At 74.8% G+C, this 14,190-nt stretch carries 9 protein-coding genes; 7 read left to right on the top strand and 2 right to left on the bottom strand.

The annotated features are described in order from the left end of the window. The 6 genes from ACFFR3_RS31890 (at position 1) to ACFFR3_RS31865 (ending at position 9,234) form a co-directional block, all read left to right on the top strand. Positions 1 to 3,132 carry an FtsX-like permease family protein gene (locus ACFFR3_RS31890; protein WP_379484347.1) on the top strand — a complete coding sequence of 1,044 codons (3,132 nt, stop codon included), beginning with the start codon at positions 1 to 3 and terminating at the stop codon, positions 3,130 to 3,132. Between the two features lie 49 nt (positions 3,133 to 3,181). Further along, positions 3,182 to 5,443 carry an FtsX-like permease family protein gene (locus ACFFR3_RS31885; RefSeq protein WP_379484346.1) on the top strand — a complete coding sequence of 754 codons (2,262 nt, stop codon included), beginning with the start codon at positions 3,182 to 3,184 and terminating at the stop codon, positions 5,441 to 5,443. Between the two features lie 69 nt (positions 5,444 to 5,512). After that, a complete protein-coding gene (locus ACFFR3_RS31880) occupies positions 5,513 to 6,031 on the top strand; it encodes a SigE family RNA polymerase sigma factor (RefSeq protein WP_345408923.1) in 519 nt (172 codons plus the stop codon). After that, a complete protein-coding gene (locus ACFFR3_RS31875) occupies positions 6,028 to 7,116 on the top strand; it encodes a TolB-like translocation protein (protein ID WP_345408922.1) in 1,089 nt (362 codons plus the stop codon). Before ACFFR3_RS31880 ends, ACFFR3_RS31875 begins: the two co-directional genes overlap by 4 nt. Positions 7,117 to 7,182: 66 nt before the next feature. Next, positions 7,183 to 7,602: a ClpX C4-type zinc finger protein gene (locus tag ACFFR3_RS31870; RefSeq protein ID WP_379484345.1), complete on the top strand. Its 420-nt coding sequence runs from the start codon at positions 7,183 to 7,185 to the stop codon at positions 7,600 to 7,602. A gap of 306 nt (positions 7,603 to 7,908) precedes the next feature. Next, positions 7,909 to 9,234 carry an MFS transporter gene (locus ACFFR3_RS31865; RefSeq protein ID WP_379484344.1) on the top strand — a complete coding sequence of 442 codons (1,326 nt, stop codon included), beginning with the start codon at positions 7,909 to 7,911 and terminating at the stop codon, positions 9,232 to 9,234. Here the strand turns inward: ACFFR3_RS31865 and ACFFR3_RS31860 are convergent. Beyond that, positions 9,227 to 10,375 carry a histidine phosphatase family protein gene (locus tag ACFFR3_RS31860; protein WP_345408916.1) on the bottom strand — a complete coding sequence of 383 codons (1,149 nt, stop codon included), beginning with the start codon at positions 10,373 to 10,375 and terminating at the stop codon, positions 9,227 to 9,229. The genes ACFFR3_RS31865 and ACFFR3_RS31860 overlap by 8 nt on opposite strands. 96 nt (positions 10,376 to 10,471) lie before the next feature. Between ACFFR3_RS31860 and ACFFR3_RS31855 the strand changes: the two genes are divergently transcribed. Further along, on the top strand, positions 10,472 to 11,377 hold the full coding sequence (locus ACFFR3_RS31855; protein ID WP_345408914.1) for an NADP-dependent oxidoreductase: 906 nt from the start codon (positions 10,472 to 10,474) through the stop codon (positions 11,375 to 11,377). Here ACFFR3_RS31855 and ACFFR3_RS31850 read toward each other — a convergent pair. Then, entirely contained in the window at positions 11,374 to 14,040 is a 2,667-nt protein-coding gene (locus tag ACFFR3_RS31850; RefSeq protein WP_379484343.1) for a helix-turn-helix transcriptional regulator, read from the bottom strand. The genes ACFFR3_RS31855 and ACFFR3_RS31850 overlap by 4 nt on opposite strands. Positions 14,041 to 14,190 lie beyond the last annotated feature (150 nt).

The raw sequence follows: 14,190 nt of genomic DNA, 5'->3' as shown, positions 1-14,190 counted from the left end.
GTGCTGAGGCTGGTCGCGCGGCGGGCCCGTGCGCAGTGGCCGATGCTGGCCGCGCTCCTGGCCGTGGCCGTGGTCGGCACGACGCTGCTGGGCGTGTGCGCGCTCCTGCTCACCCGTACCGCCGAACAGGCCCGTGAGACCGCCGCCGCGCGCGCCACCGCCGACCAGATCGACGTCACCGCCTACACCGTCACCGTACGCGGCGAGCACGCGAGATCCGTCGCCGACGACACCCGCGCCGCGCTGACCTCGGCCCTCACCCCCTTCCAGGCGACGACGGCCGCCCGCACGTCGTCGGTGATGCGATGGCTGCCCGGCACGGGGACGCAGGCGGTCGCGTACCTGTCGGCGGTGGAGGACCTGCGGTCCCGCGCCCAGCCGGTGACGGGACGCCTGCCGCGCGCGGGCGCCACGCCGGTGGAGGCCGTCGTCCTGGAGAGCACCGCGCGGCGGCTCGGCCTGGCCGTCGGCAGCCGGGTCAGCCTCGGCAGGGAGCTTGCCGACGACCCCGACGAGGGGATCGAGGTCAGCGTGGTCGGCGTCGTCCGCCCGCTGCCCGGCGCCGGCTGGGAGCGCGACCCGCTCGCCGCCGCCGGCTACGACCTCGCCTACCGCGACGGCCGCTCGGCGCAGCCGGTGCACGCGTACGGGCCGTTCCTGGCCGACCTCCACGACCTGCTCGCCGGCGGCTCCACCCTCGACCGGCTGGAGATCACCGCCCACCCCGACCTGTCCGCCCCCGACGTCCGTGACCTCGACACCGTCATCCAGACCGTGCTCGCCGCCGACCGCAGGCTGGGGCAGACGCTCGGCGACCGGGTACGCATCCAGCGCGTCGCCTCCCAACTGCCCGCGACCCTGCTGTCCGCCCACGACCAGCAGCGGGTCACCACGGCCGCCGTGCTCGCCGTCGCCGCCATCGGGCTCGTCCTGACCGCGACCGCCCTCGCCCTCGCCGGCCGGCTCAGCGCGGGCGTGCGCGGCGAGGAGACCACGCTGCTGTCCGCGCTCGGCGTCGGCCGCGGGCAACTCGCCGGGGCGGCGGTCGCCGAGGCGGGCGCGCTCGCCGTGCTCGCCACCGCGGTCGCGATCCCGGCCTCCTCCGCGCTGCACGCCACGCTGACCCGGCTGGCCCCCATGTCAGGGGCCGGGCTCGCCACGCCGTTCGGGGTGAACGCCGCCCAGGTGCTGTCCGTCGCCGGTGGCGCGCTGGCGCTGGCGGCGGTGCTCGTCGTGCCGTCCCTGCGCACCCCCGCGACGGCGCTGCGCCGGCGGCGGGAGCTGCTCGCCAGGTCAGGCGCCGACGTGCTGCTCGTGGCGCTCGCCGCCGTCGGCTGGTGGCAGTTGCGCGACCAGCCGGCCGGTTCTGGCTCGCCCATCGACGCCGTACGGGTGCTCGCCCCCGCGCTGCTGCTCATCGCCGGATCCGCGCTGGCGTTGCGTCTGGTGTGGCCCGCCCTGCGCGTCGTGGAACGGCTGGCCCGCCGGGCTCGCGGGCTGCTGGTGCCGCTGGCCGCGTTCGAGGCCGCTCGCAGGCCGCAGGCGGTCGCGGCCGGGCTGCTGGTCGGGCTGGGGTGCGCGGCGGCCACGTACGGGATCGGGTTCGACGCCACCTGGCAGCGCTCCCAGCAGGACCAGGCCGACCTGGCCGTCGGCACCGACCTCGCGCTCGCGCTCACCGCCCCGCCCGCCGTCGGCCAGGGCCCGGCGGTCGGCACGGCCACCGGGGGAGAGGTGAGCCCGGCCACCGACCGCGGCATCGCCGTCGGCCAGTGGCTCGGCGGCGCCGGCGACCCGCCCAGGCTGGTCGCCGTGGACGCCACCCGCGCCGATGCGCTGCTGCGCGGCCGGCTGAACGACGGCCGCTCCTGGAGCGCCGTCGGCGCCGCCCTCGCACCGCCGTCACGGGTGGCGGGCATCGCCGTCCCGGCCGGAGCCGCGCTCTCCCTGACCGGGAACGCCACCGGCACGACCCCGCTCACCACGACGCCCCGGCTGCTGCTCCAGGACCCGACCGGCCTGCGCACCCCCTGCACGGGACCGCCCATCCCGCTCGACGGCAAGCCGCACCCGCTGCCGGACTGCGCGAGCGGCGATGGGCTCCGGCTGGTCGCGGTGTCGCTGCCGTTCGAGATCGACACCGGGAACGTCGGCACCGGCCACACCCTCTACGGGACCTCCGCGGCGGACAGCCGCGTCGCCGTGACCCTCACCGTGGCGGGCTCCGACGCCTCGCAAGGACCGTGGACCGCGACCTCGGCCGGCCCGATCCCCAGGCAACTCGCCAACCCTGCCGTGACCGCCAAGGGCTCCGAGCTGCGGATGACCACCACCGTCTCGCTCCAGGGCCCGCCCGACGCCGCCAGCCTGGTCGCCACCGCCTTCCCCGCCCCAGGGCCGGTGCCGGTCGCCGTCTCGGCCCGGTTCGCCGGGGAGGTGGGCGCGCGTCCCGGGTCCCGGCTCGACCTCACCGTCGGCCTCACCCCCGTACCGGTCCGTGTGGCCGACGTGCTCCCCGCCGTGCCGTCCGCCCCGGGCGCCGCCGCCGTGCTGGCCGACTTCGACGCCCTCACCCGAGCCCTGGCCGTGCGCGGCGACTTCGACGCGCCCGTGGACGCCTGGTGGGTCGGCCACCCCACCGCCGACGCCCCCGGCGCCACCACGCGCGCGTCCGAGACCGCCCGGCTCACCGGCGGACCGCTCCGGGCGGGCCTGCCGGCCGTGCTCCGGCTGCTCGTCCCGGCCGCGCTCCTGCTGATGCTCGCCGGGATCATCCTGCACGTGACGTTCGACCTGCGGGCCCGCGCGGTCGAGGTGGCGCGGCTGCGCGGGCTGGGGCTGACGCGGCGCGAGATCCGCAGGGTGCTGCTCGCCCAGCACATCGGGATTCTGCTGCCCCTGCTCGCCGCGGGCGCGGCGGTCGGCGCCCTCGCCACCCACCTCGTCGCCCCCCTCCAGATCCGCTCCGACACCGGCGCGGCCCCCGTCCCCGAAGTCCTGCCCGTCTGGCCCTGGGCCGCCGAGTCCACCCTGCTCGCCGGGCTGCTGACCGCCTGCGTCCTGGCGGTCGGCATGGTGGTCGCCATCCAGGCCCGTCGCGCCGACGCCGCCCACCTGCGGGTGGCGTCATGAAGCTCCACGGGCCCGGCGTCGTCGGCGCGCACGCGTGGTGGGTGGCGTCATGAGACTCCCGGGACCGCACTGGCCCAGCGTCGCCGGCCGCGCACGCGCGGATGCCGGGCCGTTGCTGCTGGCCGCCCTTGTGGTGGCCGTGGTCACGGTGCTGGCCGCCGCGATCCCGCCGCTGCTGAGCGCGACCGCGGATGCCGCCGTACGGGACGCCGTCCGCAGGGACGGCGGCGACCTCCAGGTCCACTCCCGGATGGAGGACGACGGCGGGCCGAGCGCCAGCCGCATCCGGCACCCGCGCCTCGCCGAGAGCGTGGACGACTTCCGAGCCAGGGCCACCGAGGAACTCGGGCCCGGCCTGCGCGCGGCCGTGCACCCACCCGTCGCCACTGTCATCAGCCCCACCCTCAAGATCACCGACGGCAGCGTGCTGCGCACGTTCCAGCTCGCCTACCTCTCGCGCGAGGGCGGCCCCGCCGTCACCTGGATCACGGGCGGCCCGCCCGAGCCCACCGGCTCAGAGACGGCGTCCGTCCCTTACGGCGCGCCGCCGTGGCCGGTGCAGGTGGGCCTGTCGGAGGCGGACGCCGCCGCTCTCCAGCTCCGGCCCGGCGCCGAGATCCCGCTCGCCGACGACCAGGGGAACGTCAAGAAGGTCCAGGTCAGCGGCATCTTCCGGCCGTCGGACAGCGCCGACCCCGCCTGGCGGCTGGCCCCCGCCCTGCTGAAGCCGGTGGCCGGGGCGGACGGCAGGGGAAGCACCCGCTTCGCCGGGCTGCTGTCCCGCGAATCCCTGCCCGACGCCCGTCTCGCCTTCGGACCTGACGAGCTGCGGCGCACCGCCTGGTTCACCCCCGACCCGGCCCGCCTCTCCTGGGACGTCGTGCCGCCGGTCGCCGCCAAGGTGGTCGCGCTCAAGGCGGCCTCCGGGTCCTCCGGCGCGCGGGACGGCTCGCTGAAGTGGGAGACCCGGCTCGACGGGGTGCTGCGGGACGTGAGCGCGCAGGTCGAGGCCGCGTTCGCGCAGGCGTCCCTGCTGCTCGTCACCTTGCTCACCGTCGCCGCCCTGGTCCTGCTCCTCGCCGCCGACCTCCTGGTACGCCGCCGCGCCCGCCCCCTCGCCGCCGCCCGCCAGCGCGGGATGTCCCTCCCGGTGATCGGCGGCGAACTGCTGCTGGAGTCGGCCGTGACGGCGCTGCTCGCCGCGGCGGTGGGACTCACCTTGGCCGCGGTCATCACGCCTGGGGTCGCCCTGTCCGGGGCCGGCGCGCCAGGGCCTGGAGCGGCCGGAGCAGTCGCGCCGGGAGCCGGCCTGATCGGGGCCGGGGCATCCGGGGTTTCCTGGGAGTGGATCGCGCCGGTGGTGATCGTCGCCGTCCTCGCTGGACCGGCGTTCGGCACGCTCACCGCCGCCCGCGCCACCCGCGACCGCCGCGTCCCCGCCAACCGGAGCGCACGGCGGTGGATGCGCGACACCGCACGGCTACGGCGGGCCGCCGCGGAGCTCGGGGTGCTGCTGGCCGCGATCGGCGCCGCCGTCGCCCTGCACCAGCGCGGGACCGGCGGGGGAGTGCTGCCCGCGAGCGCCCCCGCCCTGTGCGCGCTCGCCGGCGCGCTCATGCTGGCACGGGCCCTGCCCTTCGGCACCCGCGTCGCGCTCAAGCGGCTGCTGCGCTCCCGCCGCCCGCTGGCGGTGTTCGGAGCCGCCCGGGCAGCGGCGACCTCGACTCGCGTCCTCCCGCTGGCGACCCTCGTCACCGCCGCAGCCCTGACCACGTACACCCTCACCCTCGCAGCCGCCCTCGGCTCGGACCCCTCGAACGCGCTCACCCTCGCCCCCGCGCCCACCCTCGGTGCCGCGGTCGAAGGCGGCCCCGCGGCGGGGCCGCTGGCCGCGGGGCTGTTGCGGCTGGCCTGGGTGGTGGGCGTGACGCTGCCGGTCCTGGGGCTGCTGGGGCTCGCGCTGGGTGCGGCGGCCAGTGCGCCGGAACGGTGGCAGACGCTCACCCGGCTGCGGACCCTCGGGTTGCGGTCCCGAGAGACCCGATGGGTTGCGGCGGGGGAGCTGCTGCCCCCTGCGATGCTCGCCGCCGTCGGAGGCCCGTTGCTCGGGGTGCTGCTGGCCCACCTGACGTTCGGGTCGCTCTCCCTGCACCTCCTCACCGGTGCCGGTCCGGCCCCGGCACCTCCGTGGTGGGGCATCGGCGCGGTGGCGGTGGCGTTCGTGGTGGCCGTCGCCGTCGTGGTGCCCGTCGAGGCGGCGGTGCGGCGGCGTCGGCGGCTGAGTGAGGTGCTGCGCGCGGGCGACGGCTGAGCGATCTCCGAGCCGGGTGCAACCTTTCGTCCCGTGGGTGGCGTTCTGAACGGGCGAGAGGAGATCACATTGGACCGTCACGACGGCTTCCGTGAGTTCGTGCTCGTCCGTCAGCAAGCGCTGATGCGGACCGCGTACCTGCTCACGGGAGACGCCCACCTGGCCGAGGACCTGCTGCAGAGCGTCCTCGCCAAGGTCGTGGGCAAATGGGGCAAGCTGGCCAGGGACGGCAATCCTGAGGCGTACATCCGCAAGTCGCTGGTCAACCAGTACACGTCCTGGAGGCGCCGGCCGCGTCGTGAACTGCCGAGCGCCGAGGTGCCCCAGGGCGGGGTCTCCCACGACGACGCCACGCTCGACCGCATCGTGCTGCGCCAGGCGCTGGCCCGGCTCGGGCCCAAGCAGCGCGCGGTGATCGTGCTGCGCTTCTGGGAGGACATGACCGAGGCGCAGGCGGCCGAGGTGCTCGGCTGCTCTATCGGCAACGTCAAGAGCCAGACCCACCGCGCCCTGGCCCGCCTGCGGGAGATCGCGCCCGAGCTGGCGCACCTGCTGTCCGACCCCGAGATCGAGGAGGTCATCCGATGACGCGGCTGCACCGGGCGCTGGACGACATCGCCGCAGAAGCACCCTTGGTGGACCTGGCCGAGGCGGCCATCGCCCGCCACCGGCGCAGGCGGATCGTCGCGGCGTCGCTGTCCGCGGTCGCGGTCGCCGCGATCGTGGGCGCCGGCGGCGTGGTCATGACGACGCCCTGGCAGGTGAACGCCGTGCCCGCCGTGCGGGTCTCGCCGGGCGTGGAACAGGCCGACGTGGTGTCCGACCTGCCCGAAGCGCCGGTGGGGACGCTCAGCCACGCGTACGAGACGAGGTGCGAGCAGCCGCCCTGCGGCGACGAGGAGTGGCGGGTGGTGACGGCCGACGGCGCCACCTACCGCCTGCCGCGAGCCCTCACCCGCACCACCGGCAAGGCGCACGCGCCCATCGCGATCAGCAGGAACGGCCGCATGCTGGCCTACTACAGCCGTGACGCGCAGGCCCACGTGGTGCGCGACCTGGAGACCGGAGCCGAGACGGTCTCGCCGGTCAAGGTGCCGGAGAGGAAGATCCCGCTCGGCGCCATGCTGCTGGTGTCGGACGACGGCCGCTACCTGGTCTTCGACGACCCTGAGGAGTTCGACAAGTACACCGGCGTGCTCATCGACATGCGGGCAGACGAGCCCACGATGCTGCCGCGCGGCTTCCAGCCGGTCGCCATCAAGGACGGAGTGCTGGAGCTGGTCCGCCACGTCAAGACCGATCTGTGGCTGATGCCCGTGACCGGCGGCGGCGAGCCGGTGCGCTTCGACGGCACGTTCGTCTCGTTCAGCGAGGTCGCGCCGGACGGCCGCACGGTGGTGGCGCTCGACATGACCGGTTCCCCGAGGAAGGAACCGGTGCTCACCGTCCTCGACGCCAAGACCGGTGAGACCGTACGGCAGCTGCCCACGACCGACGTGCCCGGCAGCCCTACGCCCACCGTGTGGCTCAGCGACACGGAGGTCATGGTCCGGGATCACGCCAAGGGCAGGAACGCCTACGCGCTGGACGTCACGACCGGCAGGGCCCGCCTGCTGGCCGAGTACGGCGACGTCGTCCGCCTGACCCTCCCCGGTCAGGCGATCAGCCGTTGACCGGGTTGTCAGGCCAGCCCTGACGCTATAGACTCGCGTCAGGATCACCCTGACAAAGGAGGGCCTATGAGCCCCGCTGTTCCCCTGCCCACCTGCTCCTTCTGCGGGAAGGAGGCCGCCGAGGTCAAGAAGATCATCGCCGGCCCCGGCATCTACATCTGCGACGAATGCGTCGCCGCCTGCAACCAGATCCTGGCCGCCGACGTCGGCCCCGCCCAACCGGAGCTCCCGGAATGGGCGAACATGTCCGACGAGGAGATCCTGCGCGCCCTGCCCAGGATCGACCGCGTCGGCACCCAGGTCGACGTCAGCCTCCGCCGCCGCGTCGCCGAGCTCCGGGATCGCGGCGTGAGCTGGGCCAGGATCGGCGCGGCACTCGGCGTCACCCGCCAGTCGGCCTGGGAACGCTTCGCCGGCGAGGAGAAGCGCCCCCAGGACGACCAGCAGGACGACCAGCAGGACGACCAGCAGGCCGACGGCGCCTGACACGTCCCCGTGCATCACCGAGGCCGGGCGCCCGGCCTCGGTACACGGGGCTGGTAAGGTGCAGGGCATGTCAGCCGCTTCGTGCTCGGCCGCCTGCGCGGCAGTAACCAGGACGTCCCGCTAGCGGCGGGGCGTTCACGTCACACAGACCCTTCGCGAACGTCCAGTCGCTCCGTGATCCGTCCCGAGCGGCACCTTCGTGCTGCTCGGATTCACCTTCGAGCACCGGAGCGCTTGATGCTTTCCGCACCCGGGCACGGCCCGGCTTCCTCTTCCCCCACGCGCGCATGGCTGGTGTTGTGCGCGATGTCCATGCTGCAGTTCCTCCTCGCGGTCGACGTGACCGTGGTCAACATCGCCCTCCCGTCGATCGGCGCGGACCTCGGCGCCGGCGGGCACGCCCTGACCTGGGTCGTGGTCGGCTACACGATCGCCGGCGGCGGGCTGCTGATGCTCGGCGGCCGGCTGGCCGACCTGCTGGGCCGCCGCCGCGTGCTGCTGTCCGGCACCGTCCTGTTCGGCGCGGCGTCCCTGCTGGCGGGGCTCGCCCCGTCGTTCCCCGTCCTCGTGCTGGCGCGGCTGCTGCAGGGCGCCGGTGAGGCCGTCGCGCTGCCGGCCGCGATGGCGACCGTCGTCCTGCTGTTCCCCGAGGGGCCGCGCAGGTCACGGGCGCTCAGCGTGTGGGCGGCCGTCGCGAGCTGCGGGCTGGTGCTCGGGTTCGTGCTGTCGGGGGTCATCACCGCGCACCTGGGGTGGCGGTGGACGTTCCTGATCTCGGTGCCGGTCATCCTGGTCGTGATCGTGGCGGCACTGCTCCTCGTCGAATCCGACCGGCCGGTGACCCGCCCCGGCCCCCTGGACCTGCCGGGGGCGCTGCTGCTGACGGCGTGCCCGCTGCTGTTCGTCTATGGCGTGGTGCAGGCCGGTGAGCCGGGCGCGAGCCCATGGGTGAGCGTGGTGGCGCTGGCCGGCGCGGCCCTGGCCGGTGCCGCGTTCGTACGGGTCGAGGCCCGCTCCCCGCATCCGCTCGTGCCGCTGAGCTTCTTCGCCCACCGCGCCAGGGTCACCGCGAACATCGCCACGACGCTGCTCAGCGGCGCGCTGTCCACGTCGTTCCTGCTGTTCACCTTCTACCTGCAGGACGTCCGCGGCGTCGGCCCGCTGGAGGCCGGGCTCACGATGCTGTCCATGGGCGTCGCCATGGTCGTGGCCTCCCTGCTCGTCCCGCGACTGCTCGGCAGGTGGGGAGCGCGCGTGTGCGTCCTGGCGGGCCTCGGCTGCACCGCGGGCGCGATGGCCGTGATCGCCCTGGTCGCCGTCCTCGGCGCCGGGGCGCCGTGGCTGATCGCGGCGATGGTGCTGATCGCCGCCGGGATGGGCTTCGGGCTCATCGGGCTGCAGTACCTTGCGGTCAGCGGCGCGACCGACGAGGACGCCGGGATCGCCTCAGGGATCCAGCGCGGCGTGGACCAGCTCGGCGGCGCCGCCGGAGTGACGGTCTACGTGGGGATCGGCTTCGCCCCCGCCCTGCACTCGGCGAACCCGTTCGTGACCGCCGCCGGCCTCTCGGTCATCGGGCTCATCGCCGCCGCCCTGGTCATCCGGCGGCTGCCCCAGCACGTGCTCAACTGAGGGACGAGTCGTCGCAGCTCTTCGCCCGCGCCCACGCCGCCTCGAAGTCCTCCCGGCGGATCTCCATCTCCACCAGCTCGGGATCGAAGAGATCGACGACCGGCGGGTTGAACGCCCAGTCGTCCTGATCGCTTCGGAAGGCGGCTCCGTCGTCGCGCTGCTCCACCTGGCGGAGCCGCCGGCCGTCGGAGCCGACCTCCATCAGATAGTTCGCCGCTGGCACGCCGTCCTCGCCGTCCCAGCGGCGCCGCAGATAGACCACGTCCCGGCCCGCGAACGCCCCGAAGCCGGGCCGGGCACGCTGGGCGTCCCGCTTCGCCCGCAACTCGTCGAGCCGGCCGGGCAGCGCGGGGGAGTCGATGTCGACCTCCGGCACGTTTCCGTCCGGAGCCTGGGCATCATGGGCCACCTCGACCTCCGCGAACGTCTCCACGATCTCCCTGGCCGACCGGGCCCGCATCCACCACCACATCGCGCCCATGCCGTAGTCGTGCAGAACGAGGAACCGCCTCTTCCGTGCGAGATGCCGGATGTCACCCAGGCTGACCACCGCGCGGTTATGATAGCGGTCGTCCTCGCGCAGCGTGGTGATGCTGCCGGACGCCACCGGGAAGGCCGCGTAACCGGCCGCCTCGATCGGCATCCTGATCCATGACGTCACGACGAACGTCAGCGAGCCGCCGTGCGTGACGACGACCTGGTGCTCGCAGGAACGCTGCACGATCTCGTCCATGGCCGCGTACACGCGCTGCGCCAGCATCGCCTTCGTCTCGGCGCCGGCCACGCCCTCGTCGTGACGCAGCCGTTCACCGGCCGCGGGCGGCGGGATGAAGCGCTGGTCCAGCCACTCCTGCGGCCTGCCGCCCGCCTCCCCGTAAGACTTCTCCCTGAGCCTGGGATCCAGAACGGCCCGCACACCGAACAAGCCGGCGATCTCGTCGGCCGTCTGCCGGGTGCGCAGCAGATCCGAGGAGAACAGCTCCACCTCGGCGTCGTCCGGGATGCGGGCGCGTAACGCCTCGGCGATCGAGGCCGCCGCGTCGAGCCCGGCCGGTGTCAGCCGCGAGTCGTGCCAGCCGCCGACGACCTTCTCGACGTGGTGTGTCGCCTCCGGATGGGTGACGACGTACAGGGTGCGCATGGGGGGCCTTCCTGGCTCGATTTGCAGCTGACGTTGACGTCAAGTTTTAGCGTAAGCGGACATCGACCCACTGATCACAGTGAAAGGCAGTACGTCATGCGCGCAGTTCGTTATCACCAGTACGGCGGTGTGGAGACCCTGGTGGTCGAGCAGGCGCCGGACCCGCACCCCGGGCCTGGCGAGGTCCGCATCCGGGTCGCGGCGGCCGGCGTCAACCCCGTGGACTGGAAGGTGCGTTCCGGGGCGGTGCGCGAGGTGCTCCCCGTGGACCTGCCCGCCGTTCCCGGGCGTGACGCCGCCGGCGTGGTGGACGAGATCGGCGAGGGCGTGGAGGGGGTGAGCATCGGCGACCGGGTCTTCGGGCTGGGCGGCGTGACCGGCGCGACGGCGGAGCTGGCCGTGCTGTCGGCCTGGGCCCACGCGCCCGAGACGTGGACCGACGAGCAGGCCGCCGGCGCCGGGCTGGCGGCCGTGACCGCGATGAACGGCCTGAACGCGCTCGGCCCCGTGAAGGGCCGCACCCTCCTCATCGAGGGCGCGGCAGGAGGCGTGGGCAGCGCCGCCGTCGAGATCGCCGTGGCGTGGGGCGCCACCGTCATCGGGACCGCCGGCGAGCGCAACCACGCGTTCCTCACCTCGCTCGGAGCCGTCCCCACCACGTACGGCGCCGGCCTCGCGGACCGCCTCGCCACCCTGGCCCCGAACGGGATCGACATCGTGCTCGACACCGCCGCCTCCGGCTCGCTGCCCGACCTCATCGCGATCGCGGGCGACCCCGAGCGCGTCTCGACGGTCGCCGACCACGCCAACGCCCAGCGCCTCGGCGTGCACATGGCCAACGCGGCCAACGACCCCGCGCTCCTCGCCGAAGCGAGCGACCTCGGCCGGCAGGGCCGCTACACCCCGCGCATCGAGCGGACGTACCCGATCGACGAGATCGCGGACGCGCACACCTACGCCGAGCGCGGCCACGTGCGCGGCAAGATCGTGATCACCGTCTAGGTGCTCTCGAGGACGTCGCGGAGCTGGGCGCGGGCCGTGATGCCCAGCTTGGGGAACACGCGGTAGAGGTGGGAGCCGACCGTGCGCGGTGAGAGGTAGAGCTTGTCGCCGATCTCCCGGTTCGTCAGCCCGCGGGCGGCGAGCCGGACGATCTGCTGTTGCTGCGGGCTCAGCTCGGTGAGAGCGGTGGGCGCCACGGCGCCGGTGGCCTCGATGCCGGCGGCGCGCAGCTCCGCCTCCGCCCGCTCGGCCCAGGGCCGCGCGCCGAGCCGCCGGAACGTCTCCAGCGCTGCCGTCAACAGGGGACGAGCCTCGGCGATGCGCCGCCGCCTCCTGAGCCACTCGCCGTAGTCGAGCCGGGTCTGCGCCCGCTCGAACGGCCACTGCTCGCCCGCGTCGTCCGCCAGCGCGGCCAGGAAGTACGGCTCCGCGTGGTCCGGCTCGGCGAGCAGGGCCCGGCCGCGGTCGAGCAGCGCGCGGACGCGTACCGACAGGCCGGGACGGGAAGCCGCGCGTTCCAGCAGGCCGGCGGCCTCCTCCCGCCGCCCCCTGCGAACGGCGGCCGCGGCGAGTTCGGCCAGGACCGTGAAGGAGACGTGGTAGTGCACGGGCTCGCCGTCGTCGGTGAAGGCGGAGCGGAACTGGGCGTACGCGGTCTCGTAGTCGCCCTCGGCCACCGCCGCGAACCCCAGGGCCCGGCGCGCGGACACGGCGATCGACCGGCTCTCCAGCGGATCGACCAGGGCAAGCGCCCGCTCGGCGCCGCGCCGCGCGCCGTCCGCGTCGCCGCGCAGCGCGAGCACCGTCGCGTCGAGCGCGTGGACGCACGCCTCGGCATGGTCGAGCCCGGCCGTCGTGGCCGTCGCCGCGATCTCGGCGGCCACCGTACGGGCCTCGGCCCACCGGCCCTGCTCCAGGTACGCCCAGCCGACGGCGCTGCCCAGCCCGGCCGGCAGCGCGCCGTCGGCCTGCCACCGGTCGTACGCCTCGTCGAAGGTCCTGGCGGCCAGCGCGGTCTGGTCGAGGATCCAGGCCACGATGGCGAGCGCGGTCAGCCGGCCGGGGTCGCCCGCGGCGTCGGCGATGAGCCCTGACAGCGCCGGGACGAACCGGGCACCCGCGCCATGGGGGTCGGAGACGGCCTCCACCCAGACGCGCAGGCCGCTGTCGGGCAGGCCGCTGGCGGGCAGGGCGCTGTGGGGGGAGGCGGCGTCGGGGGAGGCGGCGTCGGGGGAGGCGGCGAGCAGGCGCTCGATCCGCTGCCGCTGCGACTCCTCGCCCGAGTAGTAGCGGACCACCGCCGCCGCGGCCAGCGCGTCCATGGCCCTGGACGGGTGCTCGTCCGCGACGCGGGTCAGCACCGCGAACGCGGCCGCGTGGTTGCTGCGCAGGGCCATGAGCCGCCCGGTGGCCAGCCAGGCGTCGCCGATCAGCGCAGGGTCGTCGCTGTGCCTGGCCACCTCGGCGGTCAGGCGTTCCACCCAGCCGAGCTGGCCGGTGAACACCGCTGTGGCGGCGGCCTCGGCCAGCAGCCCGGCCCGGTCCGCCGGGTGCGGGCTCAGCTCGGCGGCGCGTTCGAGGGCGGCGGCAGCGGCCGCGTAGCCGCCCCGCCGGCGCGCCCGGCCGGCCGTCCGCCGCAGGGCGTCCGACACCTCCGCGTCGGGACGGATGGTCGCGGCGGCGAGGTGCCAGGCCCGGCGGTCGGGCTCCTCGCTCAGCTCCGCCAGCGCGAGGTGCGCCTGCCTGCGCTCGTCGAAGGAGGCCGCGTGGTAGACGGCCGAGCGGACGAGCGGGTGGCGGAAGGTGATGCGGGCGCCGTCCTGGCGGACGAGGCCGGCCTGCTCGGCGGGCGTCCACGCCTTGTCGTCGGCCTCGGGGAGCCCTTTCGAGGCCGTCCGTACGTCCGTCGCGTCGGCGGCGGCGAGCAGCAGCAGGGAGCGGCGGGTCGCCTCAGGCAGAAACTCGATCTGGTCGGCGTAGATCCGCTCCAGCCGTTCGGTGACCGGCAGCGGGCCCTCGACACCTTGTTGCGGGGTCGCGCGGGCGAGCTCGATCAGGGCCAGGGGATTGCCGGCCGCCTCCTGGAGGATGCGCACCCGACGCCGGCCGGTGGGCGGGGCCGGCTGGCGGTCGAGCAGCCGGTTCGCCGCCTCGTCGCTCAGCGGGCCGAGCTCCAGGCGTTCGCCGCCGAAGCCGGGCAGCGGCGCCGCGGAGCGGACGCCCAGCAGCAGCGAGACGGGTTCGGCGTCCAGGCGGCGGGCCACGAAGGACAGCACGTCCAGCGATGCGCGGTCGATCCACTGGGCGTCGTCGACCACGATGAGCAGCGGCGCCAGATTCGAGACCAGGGTGAGGACCGCCGAGCCGACGAGCATGCCATCGTAGGCTCCGTCGTCCAGCCCGAGGACGGCCCTGAGCGCGGAACGCTGCCGTGGCGGCAGGCCGTCCAGCTCGCCCAGCACCGGGCGGAGCAGCTGATGGAGCCCTGCGAACCCCAGGAACGCCTCGGACTCGCTGCCGGCCGCGCGCAACACCCGGCCCGCTCGGCCGGCCGCGACGTCGAGCAGCGCGCTCTTCCCTGCGCCGGGATCGCCCGCGAGCACCAGCACCCGGCCGGACTCCAAACGCCGGAGAATTTCCGCGATTTCGTTTTCCCGGCCCACTGCCGAATGGTCTCCGCGGTGATGCACTGATGCTCCAGGAAATGGGGACGCCGATCTCGAAAACTGTGCGCTACAACACAAAAGCCGCCGGGATTATTCCGGTGTGCAGTCGGATGACGGATACCGGCCGGCGCTCGAAATAACCACGAT

Origin of the sequence: Nonomuraea salmonea (assembly GCF_042428605.1) — a bacterium.
Lineage (GTDB): Bacteria > Actinomycetota > Actinomycetes > Streptosporangiales > Streptosporangiaceae > Nonomuraea > Nonomuraea salmonea.
This window is presented reverse-complemented; position numbering and strand designations above follow the sequence as displayed.

Excerpts from the sequence above, each read along its gene's own strand:
- ACFFR3_RS31885 (WP_379484346.1), top strand. The coding sequence starts at position 3,182 with ATGAGACTCCCGGGACCGCACTGGCCCAGCGTCGCCGGCCGCGCACGC.
- ACFFR3_RS31875 (WP_345408922.1), top strand. The coding sequence starts at position 6,028 with ATGACGCGGCTGCACCGGGCGCTGGACGACATCGCCGCAGAAGCACCC.
- ACFFR3_RS31870 (WP_379484345.1), top strand. The coding sequence starts at position 7,183 with ATGAGCCCCGCTGTTCCCCTGCCCACCTGCTCCTTCTGCGGGAAGGAG.
- ACFFR3_RS31860 (WP_345408916.1), bottom strand. The coding sequence starts at position 10,375 with ATGCGCACCCTGTACGTCGTCACCCATCCGGAGGCGACACACCACGTC.
- ACFFR3_RS31865 (WP_379484344.1), top strand. The coding sequence starts at position 7,909 with ATGTCCATGCTGCAGTTCCTCCTCGCGGTCGACGTGACCGTGGTCAAC.
- ACFFR3_RS31855 (WP_345408914.1), top strand. The coding sequence starts at position 10,472 with ATGCGCGCAGTTCGTTATCACCAGTACGGCGGTGTGGAGACCCTGGTG.